At 33.8% G+C, this 18073-nt stretch carries 16 protein-coding genes and 1 pseudogene; 9 read left to right on the top strand and 8 right to left on the bottom strand.

Features of this window, described 5'->3' with window-relative positions:
- Positions 1-170, top strand: a pseudogene (locus WFZ85_RS08755) (IS982 family transposase); the annotation flags it as partial.
- Between the two features lie 120 nt (positions 171-290).
- Here WFZ85_RS08755 and WFZ85_RS08750 read toward each other — a convergent pair.
- Positions 291-467, bottom strand: coding sequence for a hypothetical protein (locus tag WFZ85_RS08750; RefSeq protein ID WP_342695910.1), 177 nt, complete (start codon positions 465-467; stop codon positions 291-293).
- Between the two features lie 259 nt (positions 468-726).
- Between WFZ85_RS08750 and WFZ85_RS08745 the strand changes: the two genes are divergently transcribed.
- Positions 727-1299 (top strand): pentapeptide repeat-containing protein, encoded by a 573-nt coding sequence (locus WFZ85_RS08745; protein ID WP_342695909.1) that lies wholly within the window; start codon positions 727-729, stop codon positions 1297-1299.
- Between the two features lie 32 nt (positions 1300-1331).
- On the opposite strand, the gene WFZ85_RS08740 is transcribed toward WFZ85_RS08745, so the two are convergent.
- The 4 genes from WFZ85_RS08740 to glyA all read right to left on the bottom strand — a co-directional run bounded on the left by WFZ85_RS08740 (position 1332) and on the right by glyA (position 5783).
- On the bottom strand, positions 1332-2006 hold the full coding sequence (locus WFZ85_RS08740; protein ID WP_342695908.1) for an ABC transporter ATP-binding protein: 675 nt from the start codon (positions 2004-2006) through the stop codon (positions 1332-1334).
- 29 nt (positions 2007-2035) lie between these two features.
- Positions 2036-3292 carry an ABC transporter permease gene (locus WFZ85_RS08735; protein WP_342695907.1) on the bottom strand — a complete coding sequence of 419 codons (1257 nt, stop codon included), beginning with the start codon at positions 3290-3292 and terminating at the stop codon, positions 2036-2038.
- On the bottom strand, positions 3292-4383 hold the full coding sequence (locus tag WFZ85_RS08730) for an efflux RND transporter periplasmic adaptor subunit (RefSeq protein WP_342695906.1): 1092 nt from the start codon (positions 4381-4383) through the stop codon (positions 3292-3294). Before WFZ85_RS08730 ends, WFZ85_RS08735 begins: the two co-directional genes overlap by 1 nt.
- A 125-nt stretch (positions 4384-4508) precedes the next feature.
- Entirely contained in the window at positions 4509-5783 is a 1275-nt protein-coding gene (glyA, locus tag WFZ85_RS08725) for a serine hydroxymethyltransferase (RefSeq protein ID WP_342695905.1), read from the bottom strand.
- Between the two features lie 110 nt (positions 5784-5893).
- Between glyA and fahA the strand changes: the two genes are divergently transcribed.
- The 3 genes from fahA to WFZ85_RS08710 all read left to right on the top strand — a co-directional run bounded on the left by fahA (position 5894) and on the right by WFZ85_RS08710 (position 8589).
- On the top strand, positions 5894-7177 hold the full coding sequence (gene fahA / locus WFZ85_RS08720) for a fumarylacetoacetase (protein WP_342695915.1): 1284 nt from the start codon (positions 5894-5896) through the stop codon (positions 7175-7177).
- A 141-nt stretch (positions 7178-7318) separates the two neighbouring features.
- A complete protein-coding gene (gcvT, locus tag WFZ85_RS08715) occupies positions 7319-8401 on the top strand; it encodes a glycine cleavage system aminomethyltransferase GcvT (RefSeq protein ID WP_342695904.1) in 1083 nt (360 codons plus the stop codon).
- A gap of 44 nt (positions 8402-8445) precedes the next feature.
- Complete coding sequence (locus tag WFZ85_RS08710) at positions 8446-8589, top strand: hypothetical protein (protein WP_342695903.1); 144 nt, start codon at positions 8446-8448, stop codon at positions 8587-8589.
- Between the two features lie 65 nt (positions 8590-8654).
- On the opposite strand, the gene WFZ85_RS08705 is transcribed toward WFZ85_RS08710, so the two are convergent.
- Positions 8655-9254, bottom strand: a complete 600-nt coding sequence (locus WFZ85_RS08705; protein WP_342695902.1) for an outer membrane beta-barrel protein — start codon at positions 9252-9254, stop codon at positions 8655-8657.
- 143 nt (positions 9255-9397) lie between these two features.
- Here WFZ85_RS08705 and WFZ85_RS08700 point away from each other — a divergent pair, with 143 nt between their 5' ends.
- The 4 genes from WFZ85_RS08700 to WFZ85_RS08685 all read left to right on the top strand — a co-directional run bounded on the left by WFZ85_RS08700 (position 9398) and on the right by WFZ85_RS08685 (position 14776).
- Positions 9398-11461 (top strand): S41 family peptidase, encoded by a 2064-nt coding sequence (locus tag WFZ85_RS08700; RefSeq protein WP_342695901.1) that lies wholly within the window; start codon positions 9398-9400, stop codon positions 11459-11461.
- 178 nt (positions 11462-11639) lie between these two features.
- A complete protein-coding gene (locus WFZ85_RS08695) occupies positions 11640-12350 on the top strand; it encodes a YebC/PmpR family DNA-binding transcriptional regulator (RefSeq protein ID WP_342695900.1) in 711 nt (236 codons plus the stop codon).
- A 136-nt stretch (positions 12351-12486) separates the two neighbouring features.
- Positions 12487-14274 (top strand): ABC transporter ATP-binding protein, encoded by a 1788-nt coding sequence (locus WFZ85_RS08690; RefSeq protein ID WP_342695899.1) that lies wholly within the window; start codon positions 12487-12489, stop codon positions 14272-14274.
- 82 nt (positions 14275-14356) lie between these two features.
- On the top strand, positions 14357-14776 hold the full coding sequence (locus WFZ85_RS08685) for a hypothetical protein (RefSeq protein WP_342695898.1): 420 nt from the start codon (positions 14357-14359) through the stop codon (positions 14774-14776).
- An 85-nt stretch (positions 14777-14861) separates the two neighbouring features.
- Here the strand turns inward: WFZ85_RS08685 and WFZ85_RS08680 are convergent, their stop codons facing one another.
- Together WFZ85_RS08680 and WFZ85_RS08675 are read right to left on the bottom strand one after the other, a co-directional pair.
- On the bottom strand, positions 14862-15902 hold the full coding sequence (locus tag WFZ85_RS08680; protein ID WP_342695914.1) for a PLP-dependent cysteine synthase family protein: 1041 nt from the start codon (positions 15900-15902) through the stop codon (positions 14862-14864).
- Positions 15903-15977: 75 nt separating this feature from the next.
- Positions 15978-18041 (bottom strand): S9 family peptidase, encoded by a 2064-nt coding sequence (locus WFZ85_RS08675; protein ID WP_342695897.1) that lies wholly within the window; start codon positions 18039-18041, stop codon positions 15978-15980.
- Between the last annotated feature and the right edge of the window lie 32 nt (positions 18042-18073).

Here is an 18073-nt window from a genome sequence, read left to right as displayed (position 1 = left end):
TATTTTCACAATTATGTGACCAGTTCAGAATTAGAAACAATTATGCTAAAACTTTTGAAGGTTTTAAAACAAGAATTTTAGCCAAAATAACAGCATTAACATTGGTTCAATATATCAATAAATTCATTTTTGATAGACCAATAAACAATATTAAAAATCAAATAATTTAATTACACCCAACGGGTTATTATTATTGGAAAAATAATTAATCCCTATTGCTAATATTTTTACGGTAATGAAAAATCTGAATGTTAATTTAAAATTAAATTTAAAGAAACTAATGATAAAAGTTAATAACGTGAAATTAAAAGTTTTTCGATATCTTTTAAGAAATAGTAAAGCTTACACGCTTTTGATTGCAATGCTTCAATTTCTTTTTTGAGGTCTTCTATTTGGGCGTCCTGTTCTCTAATAACTTGAACTAAAACTGGGATAACTGCAACTACTTTTACAGTTTTGACTTCCATTTATTTAACTTCGTCTCCACCGTCTTGTCTACCTGTATTTGTGGTAGAAATGTTTTTGGTAGCAACGGGTTCTGGCAGTGCCCTCTTGATGTCCTAAGCTATAAAATCTGTTTGATACCGAGGATTTAAGGAATTTTTTTTATTTTTATGTTTCACAGAAATAGGATGCACCTTCGAACTGACAAGTGTAGAAAAAGGAAAATCAGTCACTTTTATAGTGTTATTTATTAGTAGTTTTACCAACACAAAAAAATCATGTATGCATTCAGATTATATCGCAGACCAAGAATTTAAAGACGAATTTTTCCTTGACGCTGATATCAAGTTCAAAGAATATGAAAACTGCACTTTCAGCTATTGCGACTTCACTGATTGTACTTTTCAAACCGTCACTTTTGTGGATTGTAACTTCTTTGATTGCAATTTTAAAGATACCAAAATTAATTATGTTTCCCTGCGTGGTGTTTGGTTTACCAAATGCGATTTTACCGCTGTGAACTTTGCTATGACCGACCAAGTGATTTTTGAATTTCATTTTAAAGATTGTTTGTTGGATTATGCTCAATTCTATGCCTTGAAAATGAAGAAAATGCAGTTCATCAATTGTAGTATGATAGCCGTTGATTTTATGGCAAGTGATTTGACCGAAGTCTTGTTTGACAATTGTAACCTTCGAAGAGCTGTTTTTATTGATACCATTCTCAACAAAGCGGATTTCTACACGAGTTATGACTATACCCTAGATTTGGAGAAAAACAAAGCCAAAAAAGCGATATTTTCTACAGATGGTTTAAAAGGACTGTTGGAAAAATATGATATTGTGGTGAAGTAAAAGAAGTTGGAAGTTGGGAGTATATTGCACAATTAAATGATTTTGCCATCTTCCATCGTGATGGTTCGTTGGGTTCGTTGGGCAAAATCAGTATCGTGAGTAACAATTAGGAGTGTTTGTTTGTTTTCTTCGGTTAATTTATTGAAGATGTCAAAAACCAAATCGCTGTTTTTCTTATCTAAATTTCCTGTTGGTTCATCACCCATGATGATTAAAGGATTGTTGATTAACGCTCTGGCAATGGCTACACGTTGTTTTTGTCCACCACTTAGTTGATTGGGCATTTTCAAAGCTTGGTCTTCCATATCTAACGTTCGTAGATGTTCCATAGCATTATGCTCGATTTCTTTTTCAGATAGTTTACCGAGTTTCATTCCTGGTAACATGACGTTTTTCAGCACATTGTATTCTGCCAATAAGTAATGAAACTGAAAAACAAACCCTATTTTTTCGTTCCTAATTTGCGCCAAATCTTTGTCGGGTTTTCCAGTAATCAATTCGTCGTGGATATACAATTGCCCTTCATAATCGGTATCCATCGTAGAAAGTATATACAACAAAGTCGATTTCCCACAACCGGATTTTCCAACTATAGAAACAAATTCGCCATGATTAATACTCATATCGATTGCTTTCAATACTTGAAATTGTATTGGGTCGTAAAAGTATTTGGTTAATTTTTTGGTTTCTAAAACTATGTCGCTCATGTTTACTTTGTATAAAATTTGGCTAGTTCTCATTTTCCTCTAATAATTTCAACCGGATCAATCTTGCTGGCTTTCATAGCTGGAAAAAATCCGGCAATACCTGTTGTAATGATGGCAAAAGAAAATCCAATGATATAAAACAAGGAATCATAATTTATAGGATAAGTAGAAACTGTGGGCAAGGATGCGGTATTAAAAGGAATGTTATCAATAATTACAGTAAAAGCAAAACCAAATAGCAATCCAAAAAAACCACCAGTCAAACCAATAATCATAGAGAGTGATATGAAAATCCACTTGACATCGCTACCCGAAAATCCAGTTGCCTTTAGAATGGCAATGCTATCCATTTTTTCAAAAATCATCATATTTAAGATGTTGTAAATTCCAAAACCTGCTACTATTAATAAAACAATTCCAACAGCATAGGAAATGATGCTTCTTACTGAACTTCCAGTTTCAAATTGGGAATTGGCCGTTTGGTAATCGATAGCATCCAACTCAAATTTCTTTTGAAACTCTTTTGCCACCGATGGCGAAGTGGTTATATCGAATAGTTTTATTTGAATATCAGTGATGTAATTGGTGGCTTCGCCTAATAATTTTTGCGCAGTTTCTAACGAAGTATAACTACTGGTATCATCAATTTCAGAAATACCAATTTGAGAAATACCAACAATTTTTAGTGATGCTAAGTTTCCTTTGGCTGAGGTGATTTTAATGATGTCGCCTTTAACCAAGAGCATTTTATCGGCTAAACCTTTTCCGATGATGATACTATTGTTTTGCTCTAAATCGATAACATTGCCTTCGATAATATAATCGCTTATCTTGAACAGTTTTTCTTCGGCAGTAACATCAATACCACTAATAACTCCTGATATTTCTATAGTTCCCGAATTAAAAAAAACAGGTGTTGTTATTTTGGACGCAACATCAATAATGCGTTGGTCTTGTTTTAAATAATGGACAATGGCTTTGCTGTTATAAATGGCTTTACCTCTATCTTTTGGTTTGACTGAAGAAATAAAATGGATGTCGTTTTTATACTTTTCCGAAAGCGAAATAGGCTGGTTTTCAGAAGGTTTAATCTCGTTATATAAACGAACATGTGGCGTGCGATTGAGCATCAATCCGTCGAGTAAATCGTTCAACCCATTCATAAAACTGACTAAAGCAATAAACATAGCAATTCCAAAAGTTACGCCTACAGCAGCTACAATAGACTGTTTCAATCGAGCTCGAAGCAGGTGAATTGCGATATTTAGAATGAGTTTGAAATTCATTATTTTGGTTTGTAAATGGTTTCGCCAGCGTTTAACCCTTCGAGAATTTCAACGTTTTGATAATCGTTTAGTCCAATTTTTACTTGACGCTTTTCGTCTTCATTTACTAACACAAATTTATCGTCAATCAAATAGCTTTTCGGAATGGTCAATGCGTTTTTTTTGGTTTGAATAATGATGTTGGCTTCGGCCGTTAGATTGGGATATAATTTTGCTGGAGGATTATCGAAATGTGCTTCTATTTTAAAGGTTCGTGAGCGTTCGTCCATGATAGGGTAAATTTTATCTACTTTCGCTTCAAATACTTTGCCTTTGTAACTATCTAGCGTAACTACTATTTTTTGTCCTAAAATCACTTTAACCATATCGTTTTCATCCACATCGAGTTCGAGCAGGTATTTATTTTTCTCTCCAATAACTGCCAACGGCATTTGAGAGGTAATAAGCGTTCCTTCTTTAACAAGAACATCAAATAGTTCTCCGGAAAAAGCGCTTTTTACTTCAAAATCACTCTGGGATTTTTCACTTATCTTAAGGTTATTGCTGTTTCTACTTTGGTCGTTTTTTAATTGTAGTTTCAATTGTGACAATTGTTTTACAGCAGTCTCGTAATTGGATTTTGAGTTTTTATAGGTTAGTTCTACCCTTTCGTATTCTACTTCAGAGATTACTTTGTATTGTTTTATGTTTTTATTGCGATTATAAACGGATTGGTCCACTACTAATTTATCTTTTGCCATTTGTACTTTGGTTTCCATTTCAGCAATTTTATCTTGAATGTACCGACTGTTTTCATTGCTTAATTGATAGGACAAGCGCGCATTTTCAGTAGTGAGTGATGCTTTATCATTTTCAATTTGGAATAAAGTTTGCCCTTTATTGATAGTTTGCCCTGGAATAACATTTATTATTTGCAAAATTCCACTCACAGTGGAATATACTGTATATTGATTTTCGGATTTAATCACACCAGATGCATAGACACTTTCGGTAATAGTTCCCAGCGTGGGTTGTATTTCTTCGCTATCTTTTTTGGAACAAGAAACTACAAGAAGAACCATCGAGAGACAAAAAACTTTCACTACTTTCATTAGAAAATGTATTGTATTAAGTTACTCAAATTTACGACATAATCAGGTGTTTTAAATAGATTTTTACATAAAAAAACCTCCAAGAGCTAACTCTTGAAGGTGTATTTAAAAACTTGTGCGGTACTTTAGAAAACGAAAATCGCTCTTTCGCTCATCATTTCGTTTACTTCTTCAGCAACTTGTTCAATTACCGCTTCATTGGTATGGTTCATCAATACTCTATCAATCAACTCCACAATGGTTTCCATATCACTTTCCACCAAACCACGCGTAGTGATTGCTGGCGTTCCAATTCGAATTCCTGAAGTTACAAAAGGTGATTTATCATCGAATGGCACCATATTTTTATTTACGGTAATCTCGGCTTTCACCAAAGCATTTTCAGCTTCCTTACCTGTGATGTTTTTATTTCTTAAATCAATCAACATCATGTGATTATCAGTTCCGCCCGAAATCAAATTATAACCTCTTGACATAAAAGCTGCCGCCATTGCTTTGGCATTTTTTTGCACTTGCATAGAATAATGGAAAAACTCATCAGTCAACGCTTCGCCGAAGGCTACTGCTTTTGCTGCAATAATGTGCATCAATGGTCCGCCTTGATTTCCGGGGAAAACGGCCAAATCTAGTAAAGAAGACATCATTCTGATTTCTCCTTTTGGTGTGGTTAATCCCCATGGATTTTCAAAATCTTTACCCATCATGATTAATCCACCTCTCGGTCCGCGTAATGTTTTATGCGTAGTAGTGGTAACAATATGACAATGCGGCATTGGGTCGTTCATTAATCCTTTGGCAATCAATCCAGATGGATGTGAAATATCGGCTAATAAGAGTGCGCCAACACTATCAGCAATTACTCTAAAACGTGCAAAATCCATATCTCTGCAATAGGCAGAAGCACCTGCAATTATCATTTTAGGTTGTTCGCGCAACGCAATTTCTTGGATTTTATCATAGTCAAAACGGCCTGTTTCCTTTTCAACGCCGTAAAAACTGGGTGTATATAATTTACCTGAAAAGTTTACTGGCGAACCGTGCGTTAAATGACCACCATGTGACAAATCGAAACCTAAGATTTTGTCGCCTGGTTTTAAGCATGCAGAAAAGACAGCGGTATTGGCTTGTGAGCCAGAATGTGGTTGCACGTTGGCATATGCTGCACCAAACAGAGCTTTGGCTCTATCAATGGCAATTTGTTCTACTACATCTACTACTTCACAACCACCATAATATCTCTTTCCCGGATAGCCTTCAGCATATTTGTTGGTTAAAACAGAACCCGCAGCTTCCATCACTTCATCACTTACAAAGTTCTCTGATGCAATAAGTTCAATTCCGTGAATTTGTCGTTCTTGTTCTTCAAGAATAAGGTCAAAAATTTGTTCGTCGCGTTGCATTTGATACGATTTTGTTAAATTGAGGTCAAAATTACAAAAATCGTTTGGTAAATTAATAGTTAATGATATATTTGATTACTAATTTTTCAACAACTTATACTCATAACATTATGCCCAATACTACAAATAATCCTATTAGAAAATCATGGCTTACCGTTCGGGAAAACAGCGACTTTCCAATTCAAAATATTCCTTTTGGCGTTTTTTTAACCAAAGAAGATGTCATCACTATTGGTACGCGAATTGGTGACTATGCTATCGATTTGGGTGCATTGCAACAGTTAGATTATTTTGAAGGTATTGATTTGACTGATGATATGTTCATGCAAGATACTTTGAATGATTTTATTTCTGATGGAAAAAAGACATGGCGATTAGTTAGAAACCGCATTGGAGATATTTTTGACAGTAGTAATCCAAAATTAAGAGATAATCCAGAGCACCGAGATATTGTGATTTTCAATATGGAAGATGTAGAGATGCAACTTCCAGTATTAATTGGCGATTATACTGATTTTTATTCGAGTAAAGAACATGCCACTAATGTGGGCAAAATGTTTCGTGATCCCGAAAATGCTTTGTTGCCTAACTGGCTTCACCTTCCTGTTGGTTACCACGGCAGAAGTTCTACTATAATTCCGTCCGGAATTCCTATTCACAGACCTATGGGACAAACGTTACCTAACGGAGAAACCACGCCTGTATTTGGTCCGTCACGATTGGTTGATTTTGAATTAGAAACGGCTTTCATTACTACAGATGCTAATATCATGGGGGAAAACATTCCAATTAATGAAGCCGAAGATTATATTTTCGGGATGGTTTTATTAAACGATTGGAGTGCGAGAGACATTCAAAAATGGGAATATGTGCCACTTGGACCTTTCTTGGCTAAGAACTTTGCCTCTTCCATTTCACCATGGATTGTAACGATGGATGCTTTAGAACCATTTAGAACCAAAGGTCCAACACAAGAACCAACTCCTCTTCCCTATTTACAACAAAAAGGGAAACATGCTTTTGATATTAATTTGGAAGTTTATATCGAACCTGAAAATACAGAGGCAACTTTGGTTTCTAAATCCAATTTCAAATATATGTATTGGTCCATGTGTCAGCAATTAGCGCATCACACCTCAAATGGTTGTCGCGTAAATTCGGGAGATATGATGGGTTCGGGTACCATTTCGGGACCAACTCCTGATAGTTTTGGATCGATGCTCGAATTGACTTGGGGTGGAAAAAATCCGATAGTACTGAAAGATGGAACAGAACGAAAGTTTATTAATGATAATGATACTGTGATATTTAAAGGATATTGCCAAAATAGAACAGTGCGTATTGGTTTTGGCGAAGTTTCTACCAAACTACTACCACCTTTTGTTAGGAAATAATTTTCAACAGCAATTTCAATTGCAAAATTTAAATAAAAAAAACATAAACTATAAAAAAATCAACCGCAAATTCACAAATTATAATAGTTACAGCATAATAGTAATTTGCGAATTTGCGGTAAATATTTAACACAATAAACAATGAAAAATACAGCTTTAACACATATTCACGAAAGTTTAGGAGCGAAGATGGTGCCGTTTGCAGGGTATAATATGCCGGTACAATATGACGGTGTGAATGCCGAGCATGAAACCGTGCGCAATGGTGTGGGCGTTTTTGATGTATCACATATGGGAGAATTTTTACTTTCAGGAGAAAATGCCTTGGCTCTTATCCAAAAGGTAACTTCTAATGATGCGTCAGTATTAGAAATTGGTCGTGCACAATATTCTTGTTTACCTAATAATGATGGCGGTATTGTGGATGATTTAATTGTGTATCGCATGAAAGAAAACCAATATTTATTGGTTGTCAATGCTTCTAATATAGACAAAGACTGGGACTGGATTTCGTCACACAATGATTTAGGTGTGGATATGAAAAATATTTCAGAAGACTATTCTTTATTGGCTATTCAAGGACCAAAAGCAGTTGAAGCGATGCAATCGTTAACATCCGTTGATTTATCGGCTATCAAATATTATCATTTTGAAGTAGCTGATTTTGCTGGAGTTGCCGATGTTATCATTTCCGCTACTGGATACACAGGTTCGGGCGGATTTGAGATTTATTGTAAAAATTCAGATGCGGAACACGTTTGGAACAAAGTTTTTGAAGCGGGAAAATCATTTGGCATTAAACCTATTGGTTTGGCAGCACGTGATACGTTGCGATTGGAAATGGGTTTCTGTTTGTATGGCAATGACATCAACGATACGACTTCACCATTAGAAGCTGGATTGGGTTGGATTACCAAATTCACTAAAGAATTTACCAATTCTGAAAACCTCAAAAAACAGAAAGAAGCTGGAGTTTCAAGAAAACTAGTTGGTTTTGAAATGGTTGAAAGAGGAATTCCTCGCCACCATTATGAAATTGTGGATGCTGATGGAAACAATATTGGGATTGTAACTTCGGGAACGCAAGCGCCAAGTTTAGGCAAAGCCATTGGAATGGGTTATGTAAAAACCGAATTTTCAACTGCCGATAGCGAAATATTCATTCTAATTAGAGATAAAAAAATTGCTGCCAAAGTAGTAAAAATGCCATTCTATAAAAAATAACAATATCAAATTCAATTGCAATGTCAAATTCAATGGCAATGACAATGGCAAATTCAATGGCAATGTCAAATTCAATGGCAATGACAATGGCAAATTCAATGGCAATGTCAAATTCAATGGCAAATTCAATGACAATGGCAAATTCAATGGCAATGTCAAATTCAATGGCAATGGATTTGTATAATTAAAAAATACAGAAACCGTTTATCGTTTTCTGTATTTTTTTATTTTAAACTTTTTAAAATAAAGCGCATTATAATTTAAAAACGCCACCAAAATTAAAACTTGTGTAGAAATTTTTTCTTGACTTTTCCTTATTCGTATCAGTAAATCCCATGAATTGAGATACATCAAATACAAGTCCTATATTTTCGGTAAGAACTAATTTGTAGCCAATTCCAGCATTGATTCCAAACTGAAATGAATTTGAAACATCTTTAGTATCAATAGTAATTCCATCACCAGATTTGGCTTTTGCATCTAAAAGAAAACCTCCACCTACTCCGTAATTTAAATTCCAATTTTTATTACTCCCAAAATGCCAATTAATGACTAACGGAACAGAAAGATATTTAAGTTTTTCTGAATATTTATCTGAAAAAATCAAAAAATTAACCTCATTTGAACCCATTGTTTGATAAAACAAACCAGAGCGCAAACTCCAATTTTCATTAAAATAATAATCAACATTGGAACCTATGTTTATTCCACCAACAGGTTCTAATGTAAAAATAAAAATCATAGATTGACTGTAACCAATAACTGGTGATAATTCAATAGTTCCTTTATCTCTGGATTGTGAGAAACATAGAAAAGAAGTAACTGATAGAAAGATGGAGAAGATTTTTTTCATAATTTTTTTTCATAGCAATCAAATATATGTTTTTTCCAGTTATTTAAAAAAAGTAAAATGTTACAAAACTGTTATACTTATTATTTCTATGTCAAAAAAAAATAAAAAAATATTTTCTTATAAATGAAAAGATTATATTTGAAATGTACTTAACCCAAAATAATTTGAACACCAAGCCATTAAAATCCTCGTTGAAAACAATTCGTCATCTTTTTCTCTTTTTTCCGGTTTTACTTATTGCACAAAGTGAACAAAATCCTTGCTTGACCTTAACAAGGATTAATGATATGCTTCAAAAAATGCATTACAAACCGAAACCGATGGACGATAGTTTGTCGGTTTTTGTATATAACAATTTCTTGACGAAGCTAGACGAAAACAATCGATTGTTTACCGAAGCCGATTTGGAAAAATTCAAAGACTTTAAATATAATATCGATGATTTTATTGCAAACAAAGATTGCAGTTTTTTGGATGTAATGCATCAATGTTACACCCAAGTAGTCAATCGATATGTTCAAGCGATTACCAATTTAAACACCGAAAATTTTCCGTCAAGTAGTTCAGAAAATATCGTTTTATCGCGAAAAAGTTTTCCTTATTTAAAAAATGAATCCGAACTGCAAACGTTGTATCGAAAGCGAATTCTGTTTACCATTTTAAGAGAAATTAGCGAAAGTAGCACTAATAAAGACTCACTTGCAGCCAATTTCAAATCAATTTATGCCGAAAGAAGAGCGAAAGTTTTTGAAAAATTTCTTTGCAAGGCTAACAATCTTCATTTGACCAAAGAAGAATTTACCGAGCAATTTTATTCGGTGTTCTGCTCCTATTTTGATCCGCATTCGGATTATTTTTCCCAAAAAAGTAAATCTAGTTTTTTCTCTTTCATCAGTTCGGACAATTTAAGCTTTGGTTTTTATATTTCTCAAAATAATAATGATGAAATTTTTGTTGCTGAAATTTTACCAGGAAGTTCAGCATATTCCTCAGAAAAAATAGAAAAAAATGATATTCTGCTGAAAATCACTCATAATCAAACGGAATATATAGTGGATTGTATTTCGGTTGAGAAATTATTTGAAATACTAAATTCTGATGCTTATAAAACGGCTGATTTTACTTTTAAAAAAGTAAATGGTACAGTTTACAACGTTACTTTGGAGAAAAAAATTCTAAAAGATGTACAAAATAATGTCTTTAGCTTTATTGTAAAAAATAAGGATAAGAAATTTGGTTACATCAAAATTCCATCCTTTTACACTACTTTTAATAACGGAAAATCTAGCGTTAGCCAAGATGTTGCTGAAGAAGTTTTTAAACTCAATGAAGAAAAAATCGACGGTTTAATTATTGATTTACAATACAATGGCGGCGGTTCTTTGGAAGAAGCCATTCGACTGAGCAGTTTGTTCATAGATATTGGACCAATTGCGGTAATGAACGATAAAAAGAACAAACAAAACGCTTTGAAAGATTTTAATCGAGGTACCATTTACTCAGGAAATATGGTGGTTTTGGTTAATGGTTTGTCTGCTTCGGCTAGCGAATTGTTTGCCAATGCCATGCAAGATTATCAACGCGCTATCGTTATTGGAAATACCACTTTGGGCAAAGCGAGTATGCAACAAGTTTTTCCTTTAGAAAACTCTGATAATGAATTTATTAAAATTACTTTAGAGAAAATTTATCGCATTACTGGAAAAAGCAATCAATATATAGGTTTAGATCCCGATGTAGAAATTCCTTCACTTCTCGACGACCAAATGCCTAGAGAAAAATCAAATCCTTCGGCTTTAAAAAGTGACGAAATTGATGTAAAATTGAAATATCAGCTATTTAAAAATCAAAATTACTCAGCCGCAATTCAAAAAAGCAGAGAGCGAATTCAAAACGCCGTTGAAAGCAAAGAAATTGAAAGCCTAAACACTCAAATTAAACCTTATTTTGAAAGTAGTTTTGCACCTATTACATTAAATTTTGAAAATGTTTTTGATGATGTTTCCAAAATAAATTTGATTTGGAACGAAGTAAAAAACTACTCTGAAAAAGAATATCCAATTCAAATTGAACAAAATAAAGTTGACTTAGAGTATCAAAAATATGACGAATTCCTAAAAACTATTTCTGCTACAAGAAGTAAAGCTTTGAAACAAAATTTTACCCTAGTTGAAGCCATTACTATTTTAACCGACTTAAGACCTTAAATTGTTTAAAAATTCTATTAGAATTAAACCATTAAATTTTATACCTTAACTAAAAGTATTATAACTATTGACTATACCATAATATTAGCTTATTTTTGCACACTGAAAATTAAAAAATAACGGTTTACACAGTAATCTTTAATTCTAAAAATTACTTTTTGAAATAATAAATTAAGAAATGGGAAGAGCATTTGAATTTAGAAAAGGAAGAAAAATGAAACGCTGGTCAGCCATGGCAAAAGCGTTTACTCGTATTGGAAAAGATATTGTAATGGCAGTGAAAGAAGGCGGACCAAATCCTGAAGCCAACTCACGTCTAAGAGCTGTTATACAGAATGCAAAGTCGGCTAATATGCCAAAAGAGAATGTAGAAAGAGCAATTAAAAAAGCAACCGAAAAAGACACAGCCAACTATAAAGAACAACTTTTTGAAGGCTATGCACCACATGGGATTGCGTTGCTGATTGAAACTGCCACCGATAACAACAATAGAACTGTTGCCAATATTAGAAGTTATTTCAACAAATGTAACGGAACATTGGGGACTCAAGGTTCGGTAGAATTTATGTTTGATCATACTTGTAATTTTAGAATTCCAAACAACAATATTGATATTGAAGAAATGGAATTGGAATTCATAGATTTTGGTGCTGAAGAAATTTTTGCTGATGAAGACGGTATTTTAATTTATGCGCCATTTGAAAGTTTTGGTGCTATTCAAAAAGAGCTGGAAAGTCGTGGCATTGAAATTTTATCCTCTGGTTTTGAGCGCATTCCACAAATCACCAAGAAATTAACCGAAGCGGAAATGGCTGACGTTGAAAAACTAATTGAAAAAATAGAAGAAGATGATGACGTGATGAACGTATATCATACTATGGAAGAGTAGTTTGCAGTAGCAGTATACAGTCGCAGTTTGCTACTAACAAAATATACTTCGGGGAAACTCGGAGTTTTTTTTGTTTTATTTAATAACTGTTGCAGAGTTATATTGTGCATAAAATCTATTTTTGTAAAAAAAAAGAATGTCGCGATTTAAAGAAAATGATTTACCCAAACCCAAACTCAACGCAAGTACTATAAGCAAAGCACTTTTAATCTTTAAATATGCAGACAATCACAAATGGAAATTCTATTTGGGCTTGATTTTCCTTTTATTTACAGGTGCCACCGCATTGGCTTTTCCAAAACTATTGGGTATGCTGGTTGATTGTGTAACTGCCAAAGATTTAAACCAAGCTCGAAACATTGCCGTAGGTTTGATGGGAATTTTACTCTTGCAATCGTTCTTCTCTTTTTTCAGATTGTCGTTATTTATCAATTTTACCGAGAATACCTTGGCCAACATCCGATTGTCATTATACAGCAATCTCATTAAATTGCCAATGACTTTCTTTTCTCAAAAACGTGTCGGTGAATTAAATAGCAGAATTAGTTCTGATATCACTCAAATTCAGGATACATTAACCACAACCATTGCGGAGTTTTTACGTCAATTTATTTTGATTATAGGTGGTGTTATTTTCTTGGCGACCATTAGCTTGAAATTAACTTTAATGATGCTTTGCATTGTTCCTATTGTTGCGGTTGCTGCTGTAATTTTTGGTAGATTTATCCGTAAGTTTTCTAAAAGTGTGCAAGACCAAGTAGCAGAAAGTCAAGTAATCGTAGAAGAAACCTTGCAAGGCATTTCAAATGTAAAAGCTTTTGCTAACGAATGGTATGAAATTGCGCGTTATAGAGGTAAAATCAATGAAGTAGTAAAACTGGCTATTAAAGGTGGACAATATCGTGGTTATTTTGCCTCGTTTATTATCTTCTGCTTGTTTGGCGCTATAGTAGCGGTGGTTTGGTATGGCGTAAGTTTGTGCATCAATGGCGAAATTAAGGGCGTTGGCGAATTGATTTCGTTTGTTTTATATTCCACTTTTATAGGTGCTTCTTTTGGAGGTATCGCCGAGTTGTATGCTCAAATTCAGAAAGCAGTTGGTGCTACAGAACGCGTATTTGAATTGTTAGACGAAAAACCTGAAAAGATTAATGCTACACAAAATCATTCCGTAGAAAAGATTAAAGGCAATGTGACTTTCAAAAATGTACAATTCAGTTATCCATCACGACCTGAAATTCAAGTTTTGAAAGGAGTATCATTCTCGGCAAATTTTGGACAGAAAATTGCTATAGTTGGTCCGAGTGGTGCAGGAAAATCGACAATATCCGCTCTCCTACTTCGTTTTTACGATATTGATGGTGGACAAATTTTGATCGATGATAAAAACATCTACGACTATGATTTGGAGAACCTTCGTGGTAATTTGAGTATCGTTCCACAAGATGTTATCTTATTTGGTGGAACCATAAGAGAAAATATTGCTTACGGAAAACCAAATGCTACTGATGAAGAAATATTTTTAGCGGCTCAGCAAGCCAATGCATTGGATTTTGTGAACGGATTTCCTGAAAAATTTGAAACTTTGGTGGGCGAAAGAGGTATTAAACTCTCTGGCGGACAACGTCAGCGTATTGCCATTGCAAGAGCTTTATTAAAAAATCCTAGTATCTTAATTTTGGACGAAGCTACGTCTTCGTTGGATAGTGAAAGTGAAAAGTTGGTTCAAGAAGCACTAGAAACCTTGATGGAAGGAAGAACCAGTATCATCATTGCGCATCGTTTGGCTACGATTAGAAATGCGGATCAGATACTAGTATTAAGTGATGGAACAATTACAGAGCAAGGAACACACGACCAATTATTATCGATTGAAAAAGGGTTGTATAAAAACCTCAGCACATTACAATTTTCTGGAAATTAGAATTTTCGATTTTTATAGATCAATAATTAAGGATTGATTTTATACATTTTTGTACATTAGCTATTATTTAAAAAGTTTCACCATGACAATTTGCCGCTTTGTTATCGCTTTATTTTTTTTCACCTCTTTTCTTTGTGCTCAAGAAATAAAATTAAAAAAAGAAATTGTTTATTTTAATGATTCGCCCACTTTTAGTTATATAAAAAAAGGAATGAGTAATGAATTACAGGTCTTTAAATTGAATACTAGTGAAGTAATTTTTACTATCGTTGTTGACAATAATTCTACAGAGAGTAAAGTAGATGATTTTAAAAAAATAATCTTTTCAGAGCAAAAGACTATTATTTCTTCTAAAAACTTTCGAAATCGAAATTTTGAGTTTCTAGTTGATTTAATGCTGAAAGAAAAAGTTATTGATTTAAACGGAAAAGTTGACACTAGCAATTTGAAACGCTTTAAAGAAAAATACAACGACAATAGTGCTTATCAAATGATGCGATAATATACATTCTTAAAAGAGAAAACCTCCAATTGATCTTGGAGGTTTTTTTATGGCATAGCTATATGTTACAGAATAACATTAGATTTTATTTAATAAACTCCACTTTTTGTACTTCTTCTTCATTGATGCTATCAAAAAAACCTTGTTCGTTCATCCAATCATCACTAAACACTTTACTCATGTATCGCGAACCGTGATCGGGGAAAATAGCAATTACATTACTGTTTTCATCAAACTCTCCTTCTTCGGCATATTGCTTGATGGCTTGCATCACGGCACCAGAGGTGTAGCCTACAAACAAACCTTCTTTTTTAACTATTTCTCTTGTAGTGTGCGCACTCTCTTCGTCTGTAACTTTCATAAAATGATCGATTACATCAAAATCAGTAGCGGTTGGAATAAGATTTTTTCCCAAACCTTCAATACGGTAAGGATAAATTTCATCGGCATCGAATTCTCTTGTTTCATGGTATTTTTTCAATACCGAACCAAATGCATCCACACCTAATATTCTAATATTTGGATTTTTTTCTTTTAGATATTTTGCAGCACCAGAAATAGTTCCACCTGTGCCACTACAAGCAATTAAGTGTGTAATTTTACCGTTGGTTTGTTCCCAAATTTCTGGACCGGTTGATTTATAATGTGCATCAATATTTAACTGATTGAAGTATTGATTGATGTAAACGGAACCTTTGGTTTCTTCATGTAAACGTTTAGCCACATTATAGTAAGAACGATCATCATCAGCTGACACATGAGCAGGGCACACATACACTTTAGCACCTAAACTACGCAACATATCAATTTTATCTTTGGATGATTTTGAACTTACTGCCAATATGCAATTATAACCTTTAATGATGCTTACCATAGCTAAACTAAACCCTGTATTACCTGATGTAGTCTCTATAATAGTATCGCCAGGTGAAAGTATTCCTTGTTTTTCGGCTTCTTCAATAATGTAGAGCGCAATTCTATCTTTTGTAGAATGACCTGGATTGAACGCCTCTACCTTGGCATAAAAATTTCCTTGAAAAGATTCTGTGATTCTGTTTAATTTGATTAATGGGGTATTACCAATCAAACTAAGAACATTATCGTGAGCTTTTATATTTTCTTCCATAAATAAATTAGTCAAGGCAAACGAAGACAATCTTACAGTCTCCAAAACTTTGCAAATTTAGTAATTTTTTTTTAACTATCTTTTTATTCCTTCTAAATCTAACAAAAAACTGTATTCTTTAGCAATTTCTTTAATTGCTTCAAATCTACCCGATGCACCGCCATGACCAGCATCCATATTAGTATCTAAATACAACTTGTTCTTATCTGTTTTTAAATCTCTTAGTTTAGCAACCCATTTTGCTGGTTCCCAATACTGTACCTGAGAGTCATGTAATCCTGTTGAAATATACATAGTAGGATAATTTTGTGCTTTGACGTTGTCATAGGGCGAATAGGACAACATATACTCATAATATTTTTTTGTATTCGGATTTCCCCATTCGTCATATTCACCCGTTGTTAAGGGAATAGTTTCGTCCAACATGGTGGTAACAACATCTACAAAAGGAACTTGAGCAATTACACCGTTATACAATTCTGGAGCCATATTAACAATTGCTCCCATTAACAAACCGCCAGCAGAACCACCTTCGGCATATAAATGATTAGGAGAAGTAAAGCGCTCTTCTATTAAAAATCTTGAGCAATCTATAAAATCGGTAAAAGTATTTTTCTTTTTTAGCAACTTTCCATTTTCGTACCATGGTCTTCCCAAATCTTCTCCACCGCGAATGTGCGCAATGGCAAAAATAAATCCTCTGTCTAAAAGTGACAATCTTACCGATGAAAAATGACAATCCATAGTTACACCATACGAACCATAAGCATACAATAATATTGGGTTTTTACCATTTTTGGTCATTCCTTTTTTGTAAACAATGGAAATAGGCACCTTTGTTCCATCGAGAGCGTTTGCCCATATACGTTCTTCATGATAATTATTTTTATCAAACTTACCTCCCAAAACTTCTTGCTCTTTCAAGATTGTTTTTTCTTTGGTTTTCATATTAAAATCAATTACCGATGAAGGTGTTGCTAATGACTGATACCCATATCGTAGTGTCTCGGTATCAAAATCAAGATTGGTTGTGGTATAAGCCATGTAAGTTTCACTCCCAAAAGGCAAATAATATTCGCCTTCTCCGTTCCATTTTATAATTCTGATTTTATTTAATCCATCGGCACGTTCAGACACTACCAAATATTCTTTAAAAATATCAATATCTTCCAATAAAACATCATCGCGATGCGGAAGGACATCTACCCAATTTTCCTTGGAAGTTAATCCTTCGGGCGTTTTCATTAATTTAAAATTAGTGGCTTTGTCTTTATTGGTTACGATATAAAAATAATCCTCAAAATGCGAGATCGTATATTCTAGTCCGCGCGTTCTTTTTTGAAATACACTGAATTTGGCATCGGGCGTTGCAGATAAAACAGTTCGGTATTCGGTCGTTAACGTACTACTTGAATTGATAATAATATATTTTTTAGATTTTGATTTATAAACCGATACGTCAAATGTTTCATCTTTTTCAAAATAAACCAGTACATCTTCATCGGGGGAAGTTCCTAGTTTGTGCTTGTAAATTTTATCGGCTCGTAATGTCTGTTCGTCTTTTCGGGAATAAAAAAGTGTTTTGTTATCACTTGCCCAAGTTGCGCCACCGGTGGTGTTTTCTAATTTAAAAGGAAGAATTTCTCCAGTAACTAAATTCTTCACCTGAATGGTATATTGTCTTCTAGAAACGGTATCGACACCAAAACTTGCCCAAACATTATCTTCGCTCACACTCAATCCCGATAAGTTGAAATAAGCATGATCTTTGGCCAATTCATTACAATCAAACAGAATTTCTTCTGGGGCATTCAAATTCCCTTTTTTTCTCGAATGAATGGGATAGTCTTTTCCTTTTTCAAAACGAGTAATGTAAAAATAGCCATTGTAAAAATAAGGAACCGACTCATCATCTTCCTTAATTCGGGATTTCATTTCTTCAAAAAGTTCTTTTTGAAAATCTTTTGTATGTGCTGTTGATTTTTGGTAATACTCGTTTTCTTGAGTAAGGTATTCGATTACCTCTGGATTTTCTCGATTATTTAACCAGTAGTAATTATCTGTTCGAATATGACCGTGCATTTCCAATTGATGTGGTATTTTCTTGGCAACGGGTTGTGGTATTTCTGTATTTGGCATTTAGTATAATATTAATCATCGTAAAATTAAGT

This window comes from Flavobacterium aureirubrum (assembly GCF_038739835.1).
Taxonomy (GTDB): Bacteria; Bacteroidota; Bacteroidia; order Flavobacteriales; family Flavobacteriaceae; genus Flavobacterium; species Flavobacterium aureirubrum.
This window is presented reverse-complemented; position numbering and strand designations above follow the sequence as displayed.

Bases quoted from the DNA above. Each gene is read 5' to 3' on its own strand.
- WFZ85_RS08750 (WP_342695910.1), bottom strand. From the start codon at position 467: ATGGAAGTCAAAACTGTAAAAGTAGTTGCAGTTATCCCAGTTTTAGTT.
- WFZ85_RS08745 (WP_342695909.1), top strand. From the start codon at position 727: ATGCATTCAGATTATATCGCAGACCAAGAATTTAAAGACGAATTTTTC.
- WFZ85_RS08740 (WP_342695908.1), bottom strand. From the start codon at position 2,006: ATGAGCGACATAGTTTTAGAAACCAAAAAATTAACCAAATACTTTTAC.
- WFZ85_RS08735 (WP_342695907.1), bottom strand. From the start codon at position 3,292: ATGAATTTCAAACTCATTCTAAATATCGCAATTCACCTGCTTCGAGCT.
- WFZ85_RS08730 (WP_342695906.1), bottom strand. From the start codon at position 4,383: ATGAAAGTAGTGAAAGTTTTTTGTCTCTCGATGGTTCTTCTTGTAGTT.
- glyA (WP_342695905.1), bottom strand. From the start codon at position 5,783: ATGCAACGCGACGAACAAATTTTTGACCTTATTCTTGAAGAACAAGAA.
- fahA (WP_342695915.1), top strand. From the start codon at position 5,894: ATGCCCAATACTACAAATAATCCTATTAGAAAATCATGGCTTACCGTT.
- gcvT (WP_342695904.1), top strand. From the start codon at position 7,319: ATGAAAAATACAGCTTTAACACATATTCACGAAAGTTTAGGAGCGAAG.
- WFZ85_RS08710 (WP_342695903.1), top strand. From the start codon at position 8,446: ATGGCAAATTCAATGGCAATGTCAAATTCAATGGCAATGACAATGGCA.
- WFZ85_RS08705 (WP_342695902.1), bottom strand. From the start codon at position 9,254: ATGAAAAAAATCTTCTCCATCTTTCTATCAGTTACTTCTTTTCTATGT.
- WFZ85_RS08700 (WP_342695901.1), top strand. From the start codon at position 9,398: ATGTACTTAACCCAAAATAATTTGAACACCAAGCCATTAAAATCCTCG.
- WFZ85_RS08695 (WP_342695900.1), top strand. From the start codon at position 11,640: ATGGGAAGAGCATTTGAATTTAGAAAAGGAAGAAAAATGAAACGCTGG.
- WFZ85_RS08690 (WP_342695899.1), top strand. From the start codon at position 12,487: ATGTCGCGATTTAAAGAAAATGATTTACCCAAACCCAAACTCAACGCA.
- WFZ85_RS08685 (WP_342695898.1), top strand. From the start codon at position 14,357: ATGACAATTTGCCGCTTTGTTATCGCTTTATTTTTTTTCACCTCTTTT.
- WFZ85_RS08680 (WP_342695914.1), bottom strand. From the start codon at position 15,902: ATGGAAGAAAATATAAAAGCTCACGATAATGTTCTTAGTTTGATTGGT.
- WFZ85_RS08675 (WP_342695897.1), bottom strand. From the start codon at position 18,041: ATGCCAAATACAGAAATACCACAACCCGTTGCCAAGAAAATACCACAT.